The sequence below is a fragment of the Methylobacterium sp. R2-1 genome, from assembly GCF_014191355.1.
Taxonomy (GTDB): Bacteria; Pseudomonadota; Alphaproteobacteria; order Rhizobiales; family Beijerinckiaceae; genus Methylobacterium.
Map to the genome: position 1 here is coordinate 173,148 of NZ_JACHWM010000004.1, position 16,955 is coordinate 190,102.

12 protein-coding genes and 3 pseudogenes are annotated in these 16,955 nt (G+C 63.9%); 8 read left to right on the plus strand and 7 right to left on the minus strand.

The genetic code is table 11. The features are described 5' to 3' along the window. Both FHU13_RS07540 and FHU13_RS27350 read right to left on the minus strand, forming a co-directional pair. On the minus strand, nt 1-1,449 hold the full coding sequence (locus FHU13_RS07540) for a DUF1254 domain-containing protein (RefSeq protein WP_183435248.1): 1,449 nt from the start codon (nt 1,447-1,449) through the stop codon (nt 1-3). Between the two features lie 1,274 nt (nt 1,450-2,723). Next, nucleotides 2,724-2,930, minus strand: a complete 207-nt coding sequence (locus tag FHU13_RS27350) for a hypothetical protein (RefSeq protein ID WP_246714540.1) — start codon at nt 2,928-2,930, stop codon at nt 2,724-2,726. Between the two features lie 206 nt (nt 2,931-3,136). Here FHU13_RS27350 and FHU13_RS07545 point away from each other — a divergent pair, with 206 nt between their 5' ends. Further along, nucleotides 3,137-3,550, plus strand: coding sequence for a DoxX family protein (locus FHU13_RS07545; protein WP_183435249.1), 414 nt, complete (start codon nt 3,137-3,139; stop codon nt 3,548-3,550). 908 nt (nt 3,551-4,458) lie between these two features. On the opposite strand, the gene FHU13_RS07550 is transcribed toward FHU13_RS07545, so the two are convergent. From FHU13_RS07550 to FHU13_RS07560, 3 genes are all read right to left on the minus strand, one after another. Beyond that, nucleotides 4,459-4,803: a hypothetical protein gene (locus FHU13_RS07550; protein WP_183435250.1), complete on the minus strand. Its 345-nt coding sequence runs from the start codon at nt 4,801-4,803 to the stop codon at nt 4,459-4,461. After that, entirely contained in the window at nt 4,784-5,227 is a 444-nt protein-coding gene (locus FHU13_RS07555) for a hypothetical protein (protein ID WP_183435251.1), read from the minus strand. The genes FHU13_RS07550 and FHU13_RS07555 overlap by 20 nt, the downstream gene beginning before the upstream one ends. A 70-nt stretch (nt 5,228-5,297) precedes the next feature. After that, nucleotides 5,298-5,465 carry a hypothetical protein gene (locus FHU13_RS07560; protein WP_183435252.1) on the minus strand — a complete coding sequence of 56 codons (168 nt, stop codon included), beginning with the start codon at nt 5,463-5,465 and terminating at the stop codon, nt 5,298-5,300. Nucleotides 5,466-7,594: 2,129 nt separating this feature from the next. Here FHU13_RS07560 and FHU13_RS27615 point away from each other — a divergent pair. The 3 genes and pseudogenes from FHU13_RS27615 to FHU13_RS27620 form a co-directional block, all read left to right on the plus strand. Beyond that, nucleotides 7,595-7,839: pseudogene (locus FHU13_RS27615) on the plus strand (hypothetical protein). A gap of 177 nt (nt 7,840-8,016) precedes the next feature. Further along, nucleotides 8,017-8,346, plus strand: a complete 330-nt coding sequence (locus tag FHU13_RS07565) for a polyketide cyclase (protein ID WP_246714541.1) — start codon at nt 8,017-8,019, stop codon at nt 8,344-8,346. A 135-nt stretch (nt 8,347-8,481) separates the two neighbouring features. Beyond that, nucleotides 8,482-8,676: pseudogene (locus tag FHU13_RS27620) on the plus strand (hypothetical protein); the annotation flags it as partial. 86 nt (nt 8,677-8,762) lie between these two features. On the opposite strand, the pseudogene FHU13_RS07570 reads toward FHU13_RS27620, so the two are convergent. Next, nucleotides 8,763-9,074: pseudogene (locus FHU13_RS07570) on the minus strand (methyl-accepting chemotaxis protein); the annotation flags it as partial. Between the two features lie 69 nt (nt 9,075-9,143). Between FHU13_RS07570 and FHU13_RS07575 the strand changes: the two are divergent. Next, on the plus strand, nt 9,144-9,443 hold the full coding sequence (locus tag FHU13_RS07575; protein WP_183435254.1) for a hypothetical protein: 300 nt from the start codon (nt 9,144-9,146) through the stop codon (nt 9,441-9,443). 235 nt (nt 9,444-9,678) lie between these two features. Here the strand turns inward: FHU13_RS07575 and FHU13_RS07580 are convergent, their stop codons facing one another. After that, complete coding sequence (locus tag FHU13_RS07580; RefSeq protein ID WP_183435255.1) at nt 9,679-9,936, minus strand: DUF6894 family protein; 258 nt, start codon at nt 9,934-9,936, stop codon at nt 9,679-9,681. Nucleotides 9,937-11,050: 1,114 nt separating this feature from the next. Between FHU13_RS07580 and FHU13_RS07585 the strand changes: the two genes are divergently transcribed. From FHU13_RS07585 to FHU13_RS07595, 3 genes are all read left to right on the plus strand, one after another. Then, on the plus strand, nt 11,051-11,458 hold the full coding sequence (locus FHU13_RS07585) for a hypothetical protein (protein WP_183435256.1): 408 nt from the start codon (nt 11,051-11,053) through the stop codon (nt 11,456-11,458). 597 nt (nt 11,459-12,055) lie between these two features. Next, nucleotides 12,056-15,190, plus strand: a complete 3,135-nt coding sequence (locus FHU13_RS07590) for a hypothetical protein (RefSeq protein ID WP_183435257.1) — start codon at nt 12,056-12,058, stop codon at nt 15,188-15,190. After that, nucleotides 15,187-16,851, plus strand: coding sequence for an SWIM zinc finger domain-containing protein (locus FHU13_RS07595; RefSeq protein WP_183435258.1), 1,665 nt, complete (start codon nt 15,187-15,189; stop codon nt 16,849-16,851). The genes FHU13_RS07590 and FHU13_RS07595 overlap by 4 nt, the downstream gene beginning before the upstream one ends. Nucleotides 16,852-16,955 lie beyond the last annotated feature (104 nt).

Genomic DNA, 16,955 nt, shown 5'->3' on the forward strand with positions numbered 1-16,955 from the left:
TCAGAGCGAAGCGCTCGTGCTGCGCGTGACCGGCGGCGGTGCCCAGGCGCCGTTCAACAGATCGTCCTTCGGCCAGTAGGTCCGCATCATCAGAATGAAGGGCCCCAACGGGGCTGGGAGCCAGTTCGACTCGTGCTGTGTTCCTGGGCTCTCAGCTTGGATGAAGAGATCGACCGAGCCGTCAGGGTTGGCCTTCAGGTCGTCGCGCGGGCTTACCGAGTACCGGTTGACCGGGTTGTCGACGAAGAAGTAGTCCGCATCGTACATCGTCAGCGACCAGAAGCCGTTGACGGGCGGCAGTTCGCCCTCTGGGAAGCGCATAACGTACTTCGAGTTGCCATTCAGCTTGCGGCCGGCAGCATCGACCGTAGTGGTTGGGTAGACGGCATCCTGAGGCAAGTTGCAGCCGAGCCCGACGGCCGTGATCAGGGCGCGCTGCAGGTAGTCCTTACCGTAGTCGCCGCCGTCAGTCGTGAAGGTCCACCCATTCACGTGTCTGCCCGTATCCTTCAGGTGCCCCATGATGCGGGGAATGGCCTCCTTTGGCGCCCGCTCGATCGCGTCACTGATGGCGGGTGGCTGACTTGCTGGATCGAACGGCCGACCGGGCGCGATCCCGATTGAGGCCATCTTGGCGACCGGAACTCCATCCGCGAGCGCCGGTGGGTTGTCCTTCATCAAGCCGGCCAGCAGGTTGAAGTAGGTCGTTGCGTCCATGCAGTTGACCTGCTCGCGCACAGCCGTTTTCATGTCGATGTTTGGGTCGACCCGGCCTGCCGGAGGCGTGTACGCCTTCCCAGCAGCACTGGCCGGAATGAGCCTGTACTGGTCCTGCAACGCGTGCACGGCTCGGTAATCCTCGGATGTGCCGGTACAGTAGGTCCGGCCGAGGATCCAGATCAGGTTGGTCGGTGCCTGGATCAGCTTGGCGCCAGACGGCACGCTGCCGCTCCAGTCAGGGCCGGCGATGAAGTAGGTCTGCGGGCCCGTTCCGGTGGTGCGCTTGCCCGGCACGGCGAAGATATTGGTCCAGGCGCTCAGCATCGGCATGAGGTAGTAGCGCCCGTCCTCCTCCGGAATGGTGAGTATGTGAGGCTCCCGGCCAACGTCGAGGAAGGCGCTGGAATAGAGTGTGTCCGCGTTGGGGGCGGTGACGGCGCGGAATTTCGCGTTTGGGTACTCCCGCATGTTGGCGAACTGGCCCATCGGAGCGCCCTTACCCTCGGGCGCGGCTACGTTCGTGAGAACGCGCCGGGTCATTTCCATGGTGACGAGCGGGTAGCCGTAGATGTAGGCGTCCGTTGCGAGTTCCAGCGGATCCGCCGCCGCTTGGCTGCCGATGATCGGCGCGTCCTGCTCTGTAGCCTTCGCCCGGCCGAAGGGTAGGCCCGACCCGATGAACGGGATTGTAGCGGCGCCTACGGCAAAGATCCGTCTGCTGACATCCATGGTCGCCTCCTGTGAGTGGCCCGTTGATTTCAGGCGCTTCAGGAAAGATCTGATCCGCTGCCTATTCGGCAGATGGGTTCACCAGCACCTGCCTTCGCGTAAGCAACTCCGAAGCTTAAGAGGCACCAGGATCTTGGCTGAGGCGGACACGTGTTGTGACACGAACCGCACCGCTGTCGACTCAAGTGACGGGGCCGTATCTCGCCAACGCCGGACGCCGAATGCTCGAGGCCCATAGTATCCGCGCTGGTAAACCCCCACTGCGCGTGGTCCATACAATCCGCGGTGGACTCCAACCGCACCGCGCGGACCAACACAACCGGCCCGGTAAACGCCACGCGCGCAAACGGCGGCGTTAGCCTCTTTTGGAAAGTAAGTGATGAGGCAAGCAAAGATGCCAAGGGCGACCAGGACGAGCTTCATGACGAGCTTCATGACGAGCTTCATGACGAGCTCTCAGCACGATGCTGACGTGGCTACCCGGCGGCGCTAAACCGAATCAAGGTGATTTTCACCGTATCACTCCATCGCGAAGATGCAATATCATCTGCAATAGCTACCGCTTAGCTTGAAAAGCAGGTCACGACTGCCTCTTTTTGATTGGAGCTAAAATAGTATGCCTGTATGCGCGAATGTCTCGTGTCTGAGCAAAAGACGTTGACCTGTCACTTGGATCAGATTGAATCCGAGAGATTAGCGCTGCGGAAATGAAGCAAGGGCGTTTCATCCGATGCGCACGGCCAGAGAAAGTAGGCATCGACTGTCGATGTCATGAATCCTCCTCGGGCCGCAGGCTAAAGATTCGCTTCCTCATTAAGATTGGCCCTTGGGCCGTCAAGGCGGAAGGTCAGGAAGGAGCTATGAGACCTTCAACCGAACAGTGCGGAACATCGGCTTGTCTACACACGAGCATCGAAGCGGATGGAAGCGCTGTGGCCAAGCTAGGTCGTTCCGGGCCAATTAGAACGCCGGCAACCAGACCGTCCGAAGGTCCGATTGGGGTCGGGTGCAGTCGCTGCATCGCTACCCAACCACTATTCTTTTGCCTCACGCTCGACACACGGCGCCCGCGCCACCTCCTCCGGAGTCTCACGAGCATAGGTCGTCATCGGCCCGATGGTGATCTCGGAACGCGCATGCGGGCGCTCACCCGGCGCAGTGACCACCGCGCTGATGCGCGTGCTCGGCCCGATGAACAGGTAAGGCGGGAGCGTCCTTGGCTGGCTTCCCGCTCGCGAACAGGCCGGCCAAGGTGACGACTATGAAGCAGGGGCTCATCGTCGTCCTCCTCGCGGCAGGTGTCCATGGGTGTCGTCTTGGTAGTTCAGCACGTCGGTAAGGCGCCGGAGCACCTTCGCGAATTGGCTGGCGTGCTGCGCCTCCTCCGAGGCCGCGTCCGCCCGGATCGCCAAAGTCAGATCCTTGATCGCTGAGGTTAAGGTCAGCAGCCGCCATGCTGTTGAACAGCGCTGTACCGGCACCCTGTGCCACATCCCGGGCGAATGCCGGCTTTAGCGCCTCGATGCGGTAGTCGAAGAAGGTCTTCAGGAAGCTGGCGAGCGGGACCAGGAGGATGGCATTGACGCCGTTCGACTGAAGCAACCCAGGACGCAATCATCTCGCAACAGAACCAGGCCATGGCTCATCACCACAACAGTCTATGCACGGCTGCTAGGCATAGGGGACGATGTTGATGAAGAATTGGGATCAGAAGAAGATCGGCAGTGCGATCGCCCGCGGCCTGCTCACCGCGGTGTTCCTCGTCGCAGCTGGTATGAAGCTTGCCGCGCTGCCGTTCGAAGTCGCAGGATTCGAGAGGTTCGGCTACCCGCTCGGGTTCATGTACGTGATCGGCGCGCTCCAGCTTATCGGCGCCGTGATGCTCTGGTCGCGCCGCTTCATTGGCCTCGGAGCGATGCTGCTGGCCGTGCTGATGGTAGGAGCTGCCGGTTGCCACCTGCACGCTGGTGATCCGATCATGATGACGTTGCCGGCATTGGTGCTCTTCATCATGCTCGCAGGACTCGCCTATGCTTTCCGATCAGAATTGCTCGCTCTCGCACCTCGCTTTCTGCTCGGGCGTCGACTTGCTGACTACTAAATGTTGCGAAACCTAGGGCCGGGCTCAACGAAAACTCCCGCCGCGACTGGGCCGGGCGGAGCTGAAGGCATGGGTCCGTCGATGAGTGAGAGGGATCGAGGCTACAGTCGGGCGGCGATCTGTCGAGAGCCATCAACTCGGCGCCGGCCCACCGAGTCCGGATTCGCTCATCCGATACCAGTCGCTGATGTAGGGCGCGTCTGCTCGATAGCCGGGCGGATGCCGGCGGTGGCGACGATGGCGCCAACCATGATTGGCGCCGTCGCGGGAAACTCAGTTCGCACCTGTGGCGAAGTATTAAGTGCAAAAAGCATTTCGGCCCATCATCTACTGTCAATCCAATTTTAATAAGAAAATATTTCTATATATGGTTTTTATTTAAATTCTGCTTGCATCGTGGTGATAGGATTGGCATTCGCTTGAACCAGGGTGGGTATCATGAGGTTATCGCCAAACCTGTATGAAGAGATCATGCAGCATCCGTGCCCCTCATGCGGGACAAGGCATGAGAAGACGGGCCGTTGGTTTGCCTCGGTTTCAAAGTATCGATGTTCGCATTGTGGCGATATGGTACATATCAGCTATCCAACAAGACAGATTATTTTCGCTGTCCATCAGGCTTTGAAACAGCGGAATGCGATGTGAGTACCGTCATGGCTCGTGGGGTTGACGCTCCACGCACAGCACCCGCGCCGCCGCCTCCGGCGTCTCTCGGACGAAGGTCGTGATCGGCCCGATGTTGATCTCCAATCTCGCATGAGGGCGCCGGCCCGGTTCCGTAGAAACCGGCTGATGCGCTCACTTGGTCTGATGAATGGATAGGTGCGGGTGTCCTCGGCCGGCTTCCCGCTCGTAATCATGCCGACAAGGGTCACGGCTATGAAGCAGCGCGTCACGTCCGATCCCGATCATGATGCACCCTGTTCTCGGATCGCCTGCTCGCGCTCGATCAGGCTAAGGAGTTCGGTCTGCTGCTTCGCCTCCTCGCGGATGATGCGGATGCGCTCCGCGATGCGGCTGGTGTCCTCGGTCTGCCGACGGGCGAGATCGCGCAATTCCCGCATCAGGTCGATCGCCTCACGCGGTCCCTGCAGGAAGGGCGGCGGCAGGTGATCGCGGTCTCCTCGTGCCCGCGTGACCATCCAGCCGACCAGCATCATGGTGCAGCCGTCGGTGAAGATCTGGAGGAACTGCTCGGTCGCGATCACGTCCTTGAGAAGCTGAGCCAGTCCATCAGCCCCGAACCTCCTCAAGTGCCGCCGGAGCCTTGCCAAGCCGGCTCCGGCGCGACACGCCGTCTAGCACGGCGATGTAGACGGAAATGGCCTCGAACCCGGCGAGCGTCCCGAACACAGGGATGACGAAGCTCGGCGCATGCGCCACCGTGAAGGCGTCATAGATCAGGGCGATCGCGAACTGGCCCATGATGAGGCAGCCGATCCCGGCGCCGATTGCCCTCGCATAGGCACCCCTCGGCCCGACGCGAACGTTGTTGATGCAGCCGTTGAGGAACAGCGCCATGTTGGCCTCGCTGAACCCCATCTCGGCGATCGGCTTCAGTGCATTGCGCAACATGGTGTCATCCGGCATGGCGAGGGTGAAGGCGATCAGCACCATCATCGTCGCCATGCGCCACTCGAACAGGCGGTAGGTGCTGTAGGAGCCGGCGGAGTGCATGGGCAGGAACGGACGGCAAGCGCTCCTGTCCTCCTGCTTGGAAAGCGGCGTCAGAAGAATGCTGTCCGCACTAGATCCAGCCACCGAGCGCGTAGCCCGCAGCCTTGATGATCAAGAACAGCCCGAGGCCGATAAACACGAGCGTCTTGTGCTCGACGAGGAAGGTGATGATCGACGTCACGTAGCAGCCTACGACGGGCAGACGATCCGCCTGACGCAGGGCAAGGCGGAGGCGCACGTCGTCATCCTCGTGAGCGGCCCGCTGCGCGCGGCGTCAACTGCAACGCCTCGGCCAAGCCCGATCATCGTACCGAACTCGGAAGGCCGACCTTGGACTAGCGACGGCTTCCGCACCTCGGGGGGCAAGGCATGCGCTGTGGCCGGCATCACCGGCCTGACTTTCCATGGCTTGCGTGAGACCGCCGTGAGCCGCCTAGCGCTCGCCGGCTGCTCCGCTCCCGAGATCGCGACGCTCACTGAGCACTCACTACCGAGATGTCGCTACAATCCTCGATTCCCACTGCCTGAACCGCGATCCGGCCCTCGCTCTGGCCGCGATTCAGAAGCTCGAAGCAAGAACGAAAATTCCCGACCGTCTCAAACCGGTCTAGAGCCGCTTGGAGAGAGTTCTGTATTTTCAGGGAGATGATTGGTGGGCGCACTAGGGTTCGAACCTAGGACCCGCTGATTAAGAGTCGTCAGAAAATCTTGGTCTACCAGCGTCCATTTCGACAAAAGTGCTGACCTGCCTTCTTTCAGATACAACAACTTTTTGGATTTGTCGAAACGGTCGAGGCCATCATTCGGCGGAAAAGTTAGATCGGAGCAGGTGCTGCCGACACGGTTCGTCTAGGCTTTCGCGATGCGGGCCTAACCGCACATGCCCCGATGGTGCAGGGATCCGTTCCACGGAGACGCAACGAACGGCCGCGATTCACGAAGCCACAGACGTGTTCACCCCAACAGGCGTTCCGACTTTGACCCGCAGCAGTGCTCTTCCGGTTTCCCGCCCTGGTTAAGCCCGCAGGGCGATCAGGTCCGCTCCGTAATCTCTCGGACTTCGCCATAGCGTAGGTTGAGCGCCGCTGCCTGATCATGCGTCGGTTGGTTTGGCGCAAGCTCGACTTGCCATCCCTCAGGAGCCTGCTTCCTAACTGCCTCAACCGCCTCATCACGCGGGAGAACGGCAACCCAAAGCCGCGTTGGAGAAAGCCGTCCTTCGGCTTCAGGATGTCGAACGACGACGTAGTGGACGCAGATCGGGATGTCGCTCATTAAACCATCATGGCAGATGTCAGCGCAGCGACAAGGCTTCGTCTTTGCGGCCGATCTCAGCCGCAGCCTCGTTCTTCATGGGCTTCTCGAGCGAAGTCTTCCTCAGCGGTCGCGGGCTGCGTGACGCGGACGGCGCTGCCGATGGCATCGGCTGAGCGCGTCGGCCTTCAGGTCCGGTCGGCATATGGCGGCACCTCAACGAGCGTTCCGATCAGGCGAAGCAGGGCTTGCTGTTCTGGCTCGCCGGTTCCGTCTGCCAAAAACCCCCTAACTCGATATGGCTACGCTGTCCTCCACATGGACCATTAGGCTGGTGGATGATGAAGGCTCTGCCGTTCTCTGACTCTCGGCCAAGATACCAGACATCGCCACTTGGACTCTGGTAAAGCTCTCGCCGGTCAAACATCGGCACCTCCCGCTTGGCGACCTGCATACGCTTGCGGGAGGAGCTACGCGAGGGTTAGGGAGCCGGAACGCCCAACTGGCTCAACCGCGTCCAAACTCTAAACTGAAACACAACCTCGGCGTCGCCCATTCGGACTACCCATCGTTGCCGCATGGATCGCCGAGGGTGAGACCAGGATCGCGCTCTACAGTGTGGCGCTCGGGTGTGAGCATGAAGGCGTGGTGCGCCACGACGAGCTAGCTGGACCGGTTGCCCGATCGCACCCTCGCCTATGTAGGGCAGGCCATATAACAAACGAGCTTAACCGGCTGCTTTCGCCGGGTGCCTGTTGGACCAGCGTGGGCTTCTTTCGCGCTTTTCCGCCGGCAATGGGTCTCGTGTTCTCGCGAGCACCAGCTTCGCACGTAGATTGAAATCCTCGGTCGTGACTGATCGTGCCGTGCCGTTCGCAAGGAACTTGGCCATCGGGACCTCCGCATCGTTACCGTCGCCCAAGGCACGAGATTGCGCAGAGGGAAATCATTATATGGCGCCTCACAACTAAAAAGCGAGGCTCAGAAAAACACAATCTTACGTGATGCCTGGGCTAGATCGTTTTTGAGGCTGCGCAGTACGCGACCGAAACAATGGCTAGTGGCGCTTAAGCGACGCATCAGGCTTCGCAGACGGCTGATCCATCTCCTGCTATCGGCGAACTCTTCAAGGCCAAGGCCGTCACCGACGAGCAGGTGAACGCGGCCGTCGAGGCTTACAGGCCGATCCTGCGACTGATGCCCATCCGATCGCCGACGGCTACGTGCTCGACCTCGCTGCGGCCGTCGCGGGCCACGCATGAGCGAGCCAGATCGTCAGCAACCCTGAAGCCGGCCTCCCCGTGAAGCGTGCAGCAGTGCGAACTGCGATCCTGCTGGCGCGGGCGCGGGAGGCTTGAGCGCTTGAAAGTGGCTTCAAGCTGATGCTTCGTGATTATCTTTTGAGCGCTGTCCGATCCGCGGCGTAGCGGGTCGAGGCATGCTCGTTGGTTGTTTCAGGGCAGAGCATGTTGGAAGCCAAAGTGATCACTTGGTCGGTTCGGAGAACCGCACGCGAACTTTACGAGATGATCTGGATGCCCGAGACCTTCCCGAAATGGGCGTCAGGTCTCAGCAACGCGCCTCTGAAACGCGAAGGGGCAGCGTGGAGTGCTCAGGGACCGGAAGGGCCTATCAGGATCACGTTTTCGGAGCACAATAGCTTCGGCGTGATGGACCACTGGGTTGATCTTGGAGACGGGCGCGTCGTCTACGTCCCCATGCGGATCATCGCGAACGGAGAAGGCAGCGAGGTAATGCTGACCCTGTTCCGACAGCCAGACATGAGCGATGAGAAACTCGCCGCGGACGAGGCTTGGGTCAGAAGGGATTTAGCGAGCCTCAAGAGGCTTGCGGAGGGCGCGTAGGGAGGGCCCAAGTCCCTACCATCAACCGCCCTCGGCGACGGCAGGAAGCACCGGAGGTCGTCCGCTGGCGACCAGCAAGCTTGAAGCAACACTGCGCCGCTACGCCGTCGGGCCCGCCATCAGCCGGCAGCCTCGATGCTCCTTCCCGAACTCGCGTCCGATCCGCTCCCGACCGAAGCCGCCGATTGGCGCAAAGCCTTCGGTGCGCTCCGCCCGAACTCCTCACCGTGCCGGTACCTTGGCGCCGCCGCCTGGGCGAACATCCACGAGGCCTGCACCGACTTCATCGAGCGCTTTGGTGCCGAGGCCGTGCACCTGGGCTGGACAGCGTCGCCCGGCCGAGTGCCTGCACTAGCCGGGCCGCTTCAGTCAGATCCAGGCCGCCCGCCAGCAACCGGATCTCGGCCGTCGCCATCTCAGGCCGCCCGGACGGTCGCGAGGAAGCGGGAGACCTCGGCCGAGAGGTGCTCGGACTGACGCGACAGTTCGGAGGCCGCGCCGAGAACCTGAGAAGCCGCCGCTCCCGTCTCCTCAACCGCACTGGCCACGCCCGCGATGTTGTTCGTCACCTCGCCCGTGCCCATCGCAGCCTGAGCCACGTTGCGCACGATCTCCTGCGTGGCCGCGCCTTGCTCCTCGACCGCCGCGGCGATGGCGGTGGCCACGCCACTGATCTCCTGGATGCGCGCCGTGATCGAGCCGATGGCCGACACGGCCTGCCCGGTCGAGCCCACCATGAGCGGAACCCGGGTGTAGCAGGTTTGGTTGCTGGGATAGGCAACAGCCTGGAGGAAGCAATGAAGCTGAGCCACACACTGGCCGCTGCTGCGGCTATCCTGACGCTGACCGGAGCAACAGCTGTCGCGGCTCCCTGCGCAGTCGGAAAGACCACGAATAGCCAAGGGCAGAACGCGTCCGGGGACAAGAGTTCGAACACGGACCAGACGACGAAGAACCTTGCCGGAGGCGAGCACGCAGGTGCGCCGAAGACAGTGGGCGCCATGAACAACGTGGGCTCTACTGAGAAGCCCGGCCCCGGTGAGAAGAAGCCGCCAGAGGGTAAGGTCGTTCAGGGGCAGAACAGTAACGACTGCTGAACTAGCAGCCTTCTGCATCCGGAATCTCGCCCCTGGTCCTGAACTCGCGGGGCATCTTGATGGCCCCGCGGGCGTAAATTCTGCGGAAGCCGCAGCACCTAGGCACGCTTCAAATGAAAACCCCGCTGCGGTTGGGCCGAGCGGGGTGAGTTGCGCTATGGAATCGTGAGGTAGTGGGGGAGGGACCTCATTTGGATGTTGCTGTTCCGGCTGAGTATCACCGGATCGCGCACCCTCATCTGAGAGACTGAACGCCACCTCCGCCGGTCCATTCGACCGAGACGGTTACCGACGCTGCCACAACCCGCTTTCCGGCCTCGTCGCGCACTTCAGCTCGAAGATGGGTCGATGAACGAGTGGCTGCCTGCTCTGCGGCCATCGCGACTAACGAGCGCTGTACAAGAGCCCTTGCCGCCGCCTCGTTGGGCAGATTGTGTCCCTCGTCGTCGATGAACGCAAGCCGATCATATGTGTCGATGTAGTAGCGGGGCATATTCACGTTATCCTTGTATCTTCAAGCTCCGACTCGGAATCGCTTCAGGAATACGCTCCCACGAACATAATAGTTCAACGGAATACAAAATGCACCGGTGTGGTGTTTCTCCGAAATTTGTTTTAGTTGCGGGCCATTCAATGCTGCATAATCTATTTGACCTAAATGGAAAGACCCCGCCGCGGCGAACCGGGCGGGGCAAGATACGTCTACGGTACCTGCTGGAGACAGGGAGGGCCAAGACTAGTAGCGTCCGCCGGATCAGCCCGGTCGTGTCAGCTCTGCGCCGGTCCGCCGAGGCCTAACACAGCCGTCCGCGACCAGTCGCGGGTGTAGGGCCACGTCCGCTATGGGGGGTGGCTGCGCGACCCTGCTCATGCTCGTTACTTAGCAGAATAGCGCGTAGGCAGAATAGTCGACTGATGAACAATGGGCCGAGCACAAAATTACGTCTGTGCTCGAGCATAATCTAAGCCTGCTGCAAGGCTCAGTGTCGGTCAGTTAGCGATCGCGCGTCTTAGTAGTCCGCGAGTCCTGTGTCGCGTTTCCACTGCTTGCGGGCGAATCACCCGGTTGGCCGGTATTGCCAGACCCGCCCCCCATCTCTCCTGCTTTCAGCTGGTCGCCTTTCTGCTTCTCGCCTGACGTACCAGGCGAGGCGTTATCTGAAGAGGGCCTTGATGGTTGCTGTGCTTGTACCGCATTTGCGCCAGTGAGAACGAGCGGCAAGGCTAACGTAGCAGCAAGGACCTGTCGCATGATGAGCTCCTGTGGTTTGTGATTGCAGAAGCCTGGAGGCCACATTTAGTTCAAAATAAAGTCCTTATAAACATCTAATTAAACTTTGCTAAAACATCCTAGGTCATGACGTCATTGTTGCATCGGAAAGATCAGTATGGAAGACCCACGATGATTGGGAAGCGGGCAGTCAGCAAGGACACTGCAACGGGCTACTTCGCTTCCAGAACCGGCCAAGGTCACGACGAAGAAGCAAGGGGTCATCGTCGTCCTCGCCGTGATGGGCGTGACATTGGGGCGGCTTCGGCTACGAACGCTCATGATGAGGCGGGCACCCGACCTCGGAACGAACCTTGTCCCCGGCACCGGACGATACATGATGACCAACGACATATCCGATCGTCTGCGTCACCAGCGCTGTCGCAACCGGATGATGGAGGAGCTTGCTTGTCTTGTGGATTGGGAAGACACGCTGTTCTTCCCAGGTCTCGGCGAGTATTTTCAAGCTTTGTTCGACTGGGTACCTGATTATCCAGAGTTCCCTCCCAACACGGCCATCACAAACGATGAAAAGACGGCGTTGTTTGAGGTGCTCAAGCTTGTAGACGAGGCGTGTCGAGATACCTCTGCGAGCGTTACCAAAGATGATTTTGTAAAGAGTGGATGGCCCCAACGTATTGCTATGACGGCTCGATCAGCGCTTTCCCTCATGGAAATGCGAGGAAAATTCTCAGAAGAGCAGGAGGAGAGCGAACCAAGCGGCCTGAAAGCGCCCACGCCGTAGGCGCTTAACGCAGCTTGACAATCGGGTCCGCTGTTAACGAACGATCCTTGTCATCCAATGAGGACGGAGCGCGGGTGAACGCTCACAGGGTAGGCTGAACCAGATCGTCGTCGCTACAGGTAGCGTCCGCTAAGGGTGGGAAGCGGACGTTTAAGAGGCGCCCCGATGAGCACTAGGCCCCGGATCAAGCTGTCGCGCTTTAGAGACATCGGTTTGAGAGATTGGGACCCGATCGGTCGCATCCCGTACCATAGGTTCGGTGAAGGTGATGCGGTGGGCCGCTCCGGCCTGCACGTCCTCAATCTCGCTCATGTGGTCGAGCTTAGCGCCGCCAGTCGCGTCCTGGCCAGCTGTGCCGAACCTCGTCGCCGCCCATGACCTGTAGCTGGCAAGTCGCGCGCTTGCCCTCCGACGCTTCCGAAGGCTACGCTTTACCGCACATCGAGACGCCGTACGCCGCGCGTCGCCCGACATCCGTCCACCCAGAGGAGACCGGATGCCCATGCTTGTAGATGGCCACGGAGATCGGGCTGCCGGTCCCCGTGCTGCACGCGCCTCTGGCCAGTTGGTGATCGCCGCCCTTGCAGATGCCGCCGCATGAGGGTCGTCCGAACGGCGCGCCTTCATCTGAAGGAAGGCTCCTCCGACAAAGTCTACGAGATCGATCTCGTCGAGAACGACGCGCTGATCCTGCCCGAGCGCTACCTCGTCAACGTCCGCTACGGACGAAGGGGAAAGACCCTTCGCGAGGGAACGAAGATCGTGCAGCCAGTCGCGGAAGCGGCCGCCGCGAAGATTTTCGAGAGCGTCCTCGTGTCCAAGCTCAACGAGGGCTATCGCCGGACGGATCAGATCGAACGCGACGGCGAGGATGCGGCCAACGGGTCGGCCGAGGACGGCCCCGACGGGCGCGATGCCGTACTGCTCGCGCGCCTCTCGGCCTGCTGTCGGCAGGGATGGCGGGGCGCGGAGCGCGACCGCCTGCTCTGGCGTATCGGCCAGCTGCGGATCGCGCGAGCGGCACCCGGTCTTGTCGCCTTGGCGCGGGGCACCCATCCGGCGCAGGCGAGCTACTCCCTGGTCTGGGCCCTGGCGCGGGCTGGCGGCCCGGAATCGGTGCCTGCGCTGGAGCGCATCGCCACCGGTCAGGGGGGCGTCGCGACTCGCGATCTCGCTCGCTTCGCCGTGGCCGCGATGCCGACCGGCGTCGAAAACAGTGAAGGAGGCGACGAGCCCGATCTACCCGCCGCCGTCACGTGTGCAGCCGAGGCTGGTGACGTCGCCAGTCTGTGCGCCGCGCTCGAAGCTCTTGCCGGAGAGGACGCCGGAGGGGTCGGGCCGGCGCTGGTGGCGCTCGGACGGCGCGCCCGGCGGGAGCCGCGCCTGCACGTTGCCCTCTGCGCGGCGCTCGCCCGGCTGCCGGCCCGGCCGCCCTATCTGCTGGGCCTGCGCCGCCTGTTCAAACATGCGGAGATGGCCGACGATGCCGGCCTTTTCGGTGCCACCGCCCACCGGTTCGAGACCGCGACCGCGATGTACCGCTCCGGCCGCGCCTACGCCTTCGTGCCGGAACTCGGTCGCTCCATCACGCTTCGCACCAGCCGGGGCGTGTTGGATCGGCGGATCGGCCTGTCCTCGGCCACGCATCTCTATCTCAAGCGCCGGATCTGGCGCGCCCTGCGCAAGCGTGGCGAGGCCGGTGATCCGGCTTTCGCGGAGATGGCCGCCGCCTTCCTGCTGCGCCTCTCGCCCGAGGATCTGGACCCGCGCAAGGCCTGGACTGCCTGGACGCGTCGACCGGACGGCAATTGGGGCCGCGAGCCCCGCGCCCAGGGCCCGCTCGGGCGCAACTGGACCGCGAGCCAGCTCCTCTACCGCCACGCGCCCCAGGCGATGCCGCGGAACCGTTCGCTGATCTTCCTCGAACGGGCCGAGCCCGATCCGGACCGCCGCGACGAGGCCTTTCCGGACCTCTGGAGCACCCGGCCCGATCTGGCCCTGCGACTAGCGGCGGACGCGCGGGTGGAGCCTGTGGCCCGCCTCGGCGTGCGGGTGCTGTGGGCCGATCCGGCCGCCCGGGAGGCTCTCACGGCCGCCGAACTCGGGCGCCTCCTGAACGCCGCGAGCTTCGCGGCGCAGCAGCTGGCCTTCGAGACGGCGCGGGACCGGCTCGCCGGGGGCGCGGTCGATCCGAGCCTCCTCGCCGTCCTCGTCGGCGCCGACCTGCCCGAGGCGCGCGGCCTCGCCCTGCGGCGGATCGAGGCCGATCCCGCCCTGCTTTGGTCGGACACGCCCCTCGCCTTCGCGCTGCTGACGAGCCCGGCAGCGGATGTCGCAGCGGCGGTTATCCGCCTCGCCGGCACCCGCCCGCTCGATCGCGACGGGGCGGCGGCGCTCGGCCGGCGGCTGGTGGAATGGCTACGGGCGCTGCCCCCAGTCCCCGACGCGGCGGCGGTCGCGGCGATCCGAGCGATGCGGGCGGGACTCGCGGCGCTCTGGCCGTCCCACGGCCTGCCGGTTTCCGGCGAGGACGCCGCAGGTCTGATGGCGCATCCCGCCCCGGAGGTCGCCGCCGCCGGCATCGATCTGCTGGCGCGCTCCGACATCGACGCCGCGAGCCTGCCCGACGATCTCTGGGACAGACTGGTGGGCGCGGAGTCGGAGGCAGTCCGAGAAGCGGCCCTCGGACTCCTGGCCCGGCTTGACGCGGCCGGCCTCGAGCGCCACGCCGCGCGGGTCCTCGCCGTCGCGAGCGGTCCCTCCCCGGAGCTGCGCCGTGCGGCGCGGCCGCTGGTCCGGCGCCTCGCCGACGCCGACCCGGCGCTCGCCGCGCGCCTTGCGCGGGACCTGATCGGCAGCCTGTTCCACGCCGCCCCCGACGACGCCTATCCCGGCGACATGGTGGCACTCCTGACCGAGGCAGTCCCCGGCGAACTTGCCGCGCTCGACGCCGGCACCCTGTGGCGCCTGCTCCAGGCACGGGCCAAGGGCGCCCAGTTCCTGGGCGCGGCGGTGCTGGTCGACAGGACACCCGAGGGGTTCAGCGTGCGCCAGATCGCGCGGCTCGGCGGCCACCCGCATCTTTCGGTACGACGCTGGGCGATCGCCGCCTACGAAGCCGAGCCCGGCCGCTTCCGGGCCGAGGCAGCCGACGCCGTGCTCCTCGTCGAGAGCGAGTGGCCTGACACCCTCGCCTTCGCCCGCGCGCATTTCGGGACATGGCCGGAGGAGGCCTGGACACCGGACGCGCTCGCCCTCGTCACCGACAGCGTCAAACCGGAGGTGCTGGCCTTCGCCCGCAGCCTCCTGCGCAGCCGCCTTCGGCCCGACGACGCGGAGGCGCAACTCCTGCGACTGCTCGAACATCCCTCGCCCTCGATGCACCTGCTCATCACCGAACTCCTGACCGAGCGGTCGCTCGCCAGCGAGGCGGCCTTCGCGCGGCTGATCCCGCTCGCCCGCATCGTGATGCTGCAGGTGCTGAAGGGCAGGGTGGCCAAGGACAGGATGGCCGCCTTCCTGCGGGCGCAGGCCCTGGCTAGCCACGCGCGGGCAGAGATATTGCTGCCGCTCTTCGCCGACCTTTCCCTGAGCGGCACCGCCCGCGACCGGAGCGCCGCGGTCCTGGCATTGCGCGACATTGGAGAAGCCCATCCGGATCTCGACACGCCCATCGCGCGCCGCCTCCCCGAGGCGCGGACCACGGCGGACGGCGCGGGAGCCACTCGATGAACTTCGTCCACCGCTATCTCGGCGAGAGCCGGGCCGTCTCCGACGCGGGCGCAACCCGACTCGGCTTCGTGCCCGATACCTTGCGTGAGCCGACCTTCTTCACCGGCAAGGTCGCCCACCATCTGCCGTTCCGCGAGGCGATCTCCGCGCTGCACCACGTCGTCGTCTCGGACCTGCGCTTCAAGCCGAAGGACCGCAGCGCCTATCTCGCGTGGCTCCAGGCCAACGAGCGGCAACTGCTCGCGGAGGCGCTGGCTGAGAAGGACGCGATCCGCGCCGAGATCGAGGGGCTGCGCCGCGAACTGAAGGACATCGACATCCGCACCGACGCGGTGATGCGCCCATTCTACCAGGCGCGGCAGCGCTACTTCGACCGCCTCTACAAGGAGGATCTCGACGCCTGGATCGTGCTAGACCCGGTTATCACCGTCCACCCGGACGAGATCTTCTTCGAGTGTTTCAGCCTCGACGAGTCGAGCTACGGGCGCCTGTCCTGCGACCACGAAACCTTCGAGCGCCTCGGCGCAATGGCCTGCGGCACCACCAACATCGACTACAGCCACGCCCTCTACGACGAGTTCCAGAAGATCCGCAGCTACCGCGACACCGAGCTGTCGATCGACCCGACCGGCTTCGAGGTGCAGACCACCGGTGAGGCGGCCTATCGCGAGGACAAGATCGAGCTGCCCGATTCCTGGATGCGCGGCTTCCTCCAAGTGTCGAGTGCCATGGCGCAGCCCGCTCATACCGTCAATCTTCACCCGGTCGACCTTCACGCGATCCTGACCCGGCTCGCCGCGCGCAAGGAACGGCACGGGCCGCGCTCCCTACGCTTCCTGCTGGAGCCCGACCGGCCGGTTTCCGTCCTGATCGAGCCCTGGAACGAGCGGCTGACCTTTCGCCGGTCGATCTATCAGGGGAGCACAGGCGCCGAGATCCGCCTGTGGGGCCGGCGGAGGCTGGCGATCCTCGCCCGCGCGCTGCCGCTGGCGAAATCCGTTCGGCTGCACCTGCTCGGCACCGGGCTGCCATCCTTCGCGGTGGTGGATTTCGGCGGCTTGCGCTTCACGCTGGGCCTTTCCGGCTGGACCGCCAACGACTGGTCGCGCGCCGGGCAGTTCGATCTCCTGGCACCCCGTACCGCGGTCGATCCCGACACAGCCGCCCGGGTCCTCGCGGCCCTAAGGCGGCACCACTTCGCGAGCGCCGCGACCCTCGCGGCCGAGACCGGGGTCGACCGGGTGACGGCGGAGGCCGCGCTCGGCGGCTACGTCCAGGCGGGCCGGGCCATGTTCGACCTCGACAAGCGGGTCTACCGCCTGCGGGAGCTGACCCGTGAGCCGCTGGAGCCGGGCGCCCTGCGCTTCGCCTCGGAGCAGGAGGCGAAGGCCGATCGCTTCCTCGCGGCCGGGCTCGTCACCCTCGATTCTGTCGAGCACTCGGACGAAAGGCGCCGCCTCTCCGGCACCGTGCTGGACAACGGCAAGGCGCTTCGCCCCACCATCGCGATCGATGCGGACGACCGCATGGTCGAGGGAACCTGCGGCTGCGGCTTCTTCATCCACAACCGGCTCATGCGCGGCCCCTGCGAGCATATGCTCGCCCTGCGCCGGTTCTTTCACGGGCAGGTCGAGGGCAGGTCGATGGGGCGACAGGCGTGACCGGGAGACGATTGATGCCGGCCTCGGCTTGGCCTACGCTCGCGCTCACGAGGGGAGTCGGCGGGGGCGGACCTTGCATCCTGGGCGGCGTTTCGCCGTCCCTG

What these genes read in the sequence shown, in the direction of transcription:
- FHU13_RS07595 (WP_183435258.1), top strand. Translation starts at nt 15,187, where the DNA reads ATGAACTTCGTCCACCGCTATCTCGGCGAGAGCCGGGCCGTCTCCGAC.
- FHU13_RS07580 (WP_183435255.1), bottom strand. Translation starts at nt 9,936, where the DNA reads ATGCCCCGCTACTACATCGACACATATGATCGGCTTGCGTTCATCGAC.
- FHU13_RS07540 (WP_183435248.1), bottom strand. Translation starts at nt 1,449, where the DNA reads ATGGATGTCAGCAGACGGATCTTTGCCGTAGGCGCCGCTACAATCCCG.
- FHU13_RS07575 (WP_183435254.1), top strand. Translation starts at nt 9,144, where the DNA reads ATGAAGCTGAGCCACACACTGGCCGCTGCTGCGGCTATCCTGACGCTG.
- FHU13_RS07565 (WP_246714541.1), top strand. Translation starts at nt 8,017, where the DNA reads ATGCCCGAGACCTTCCCGAAATGGGCGTCAGGTCTCAGCAACGCGCCT.
- FHU13_RS07585 (WP_183435256.1), top strand. Translation starts at nt 11,051, where the DNA reads ATGATGACCAACGACATATCCGATCGTCTGCGTCACCAGCGCTGTCGC.
- FHU13_RS07590 (WP_183435257.1), top strand. Translation starts at nt 12,056, where the DNA reads ATGAGGGTCGTCCGAACGGCGCGCCTTCATCTGAAGGAAGGCTCCTCC.
- FHU13_RS07545 (WP_183435249.1), top strand. Translation starts at nt 3,137, where the DNA reads ATGTTGATGAAGAATTGGGATCAGAAGAAGATCGGCAGTGCGATCGCC.
- FHU13_RS07555 (WP_183435251.1), bottom strand. Translation starts at nt 5,227, where the DNA reads ATGCACTCCGCCGGCTCCTACAGCACCTACCGCCTGTTCGAGTGGCGC.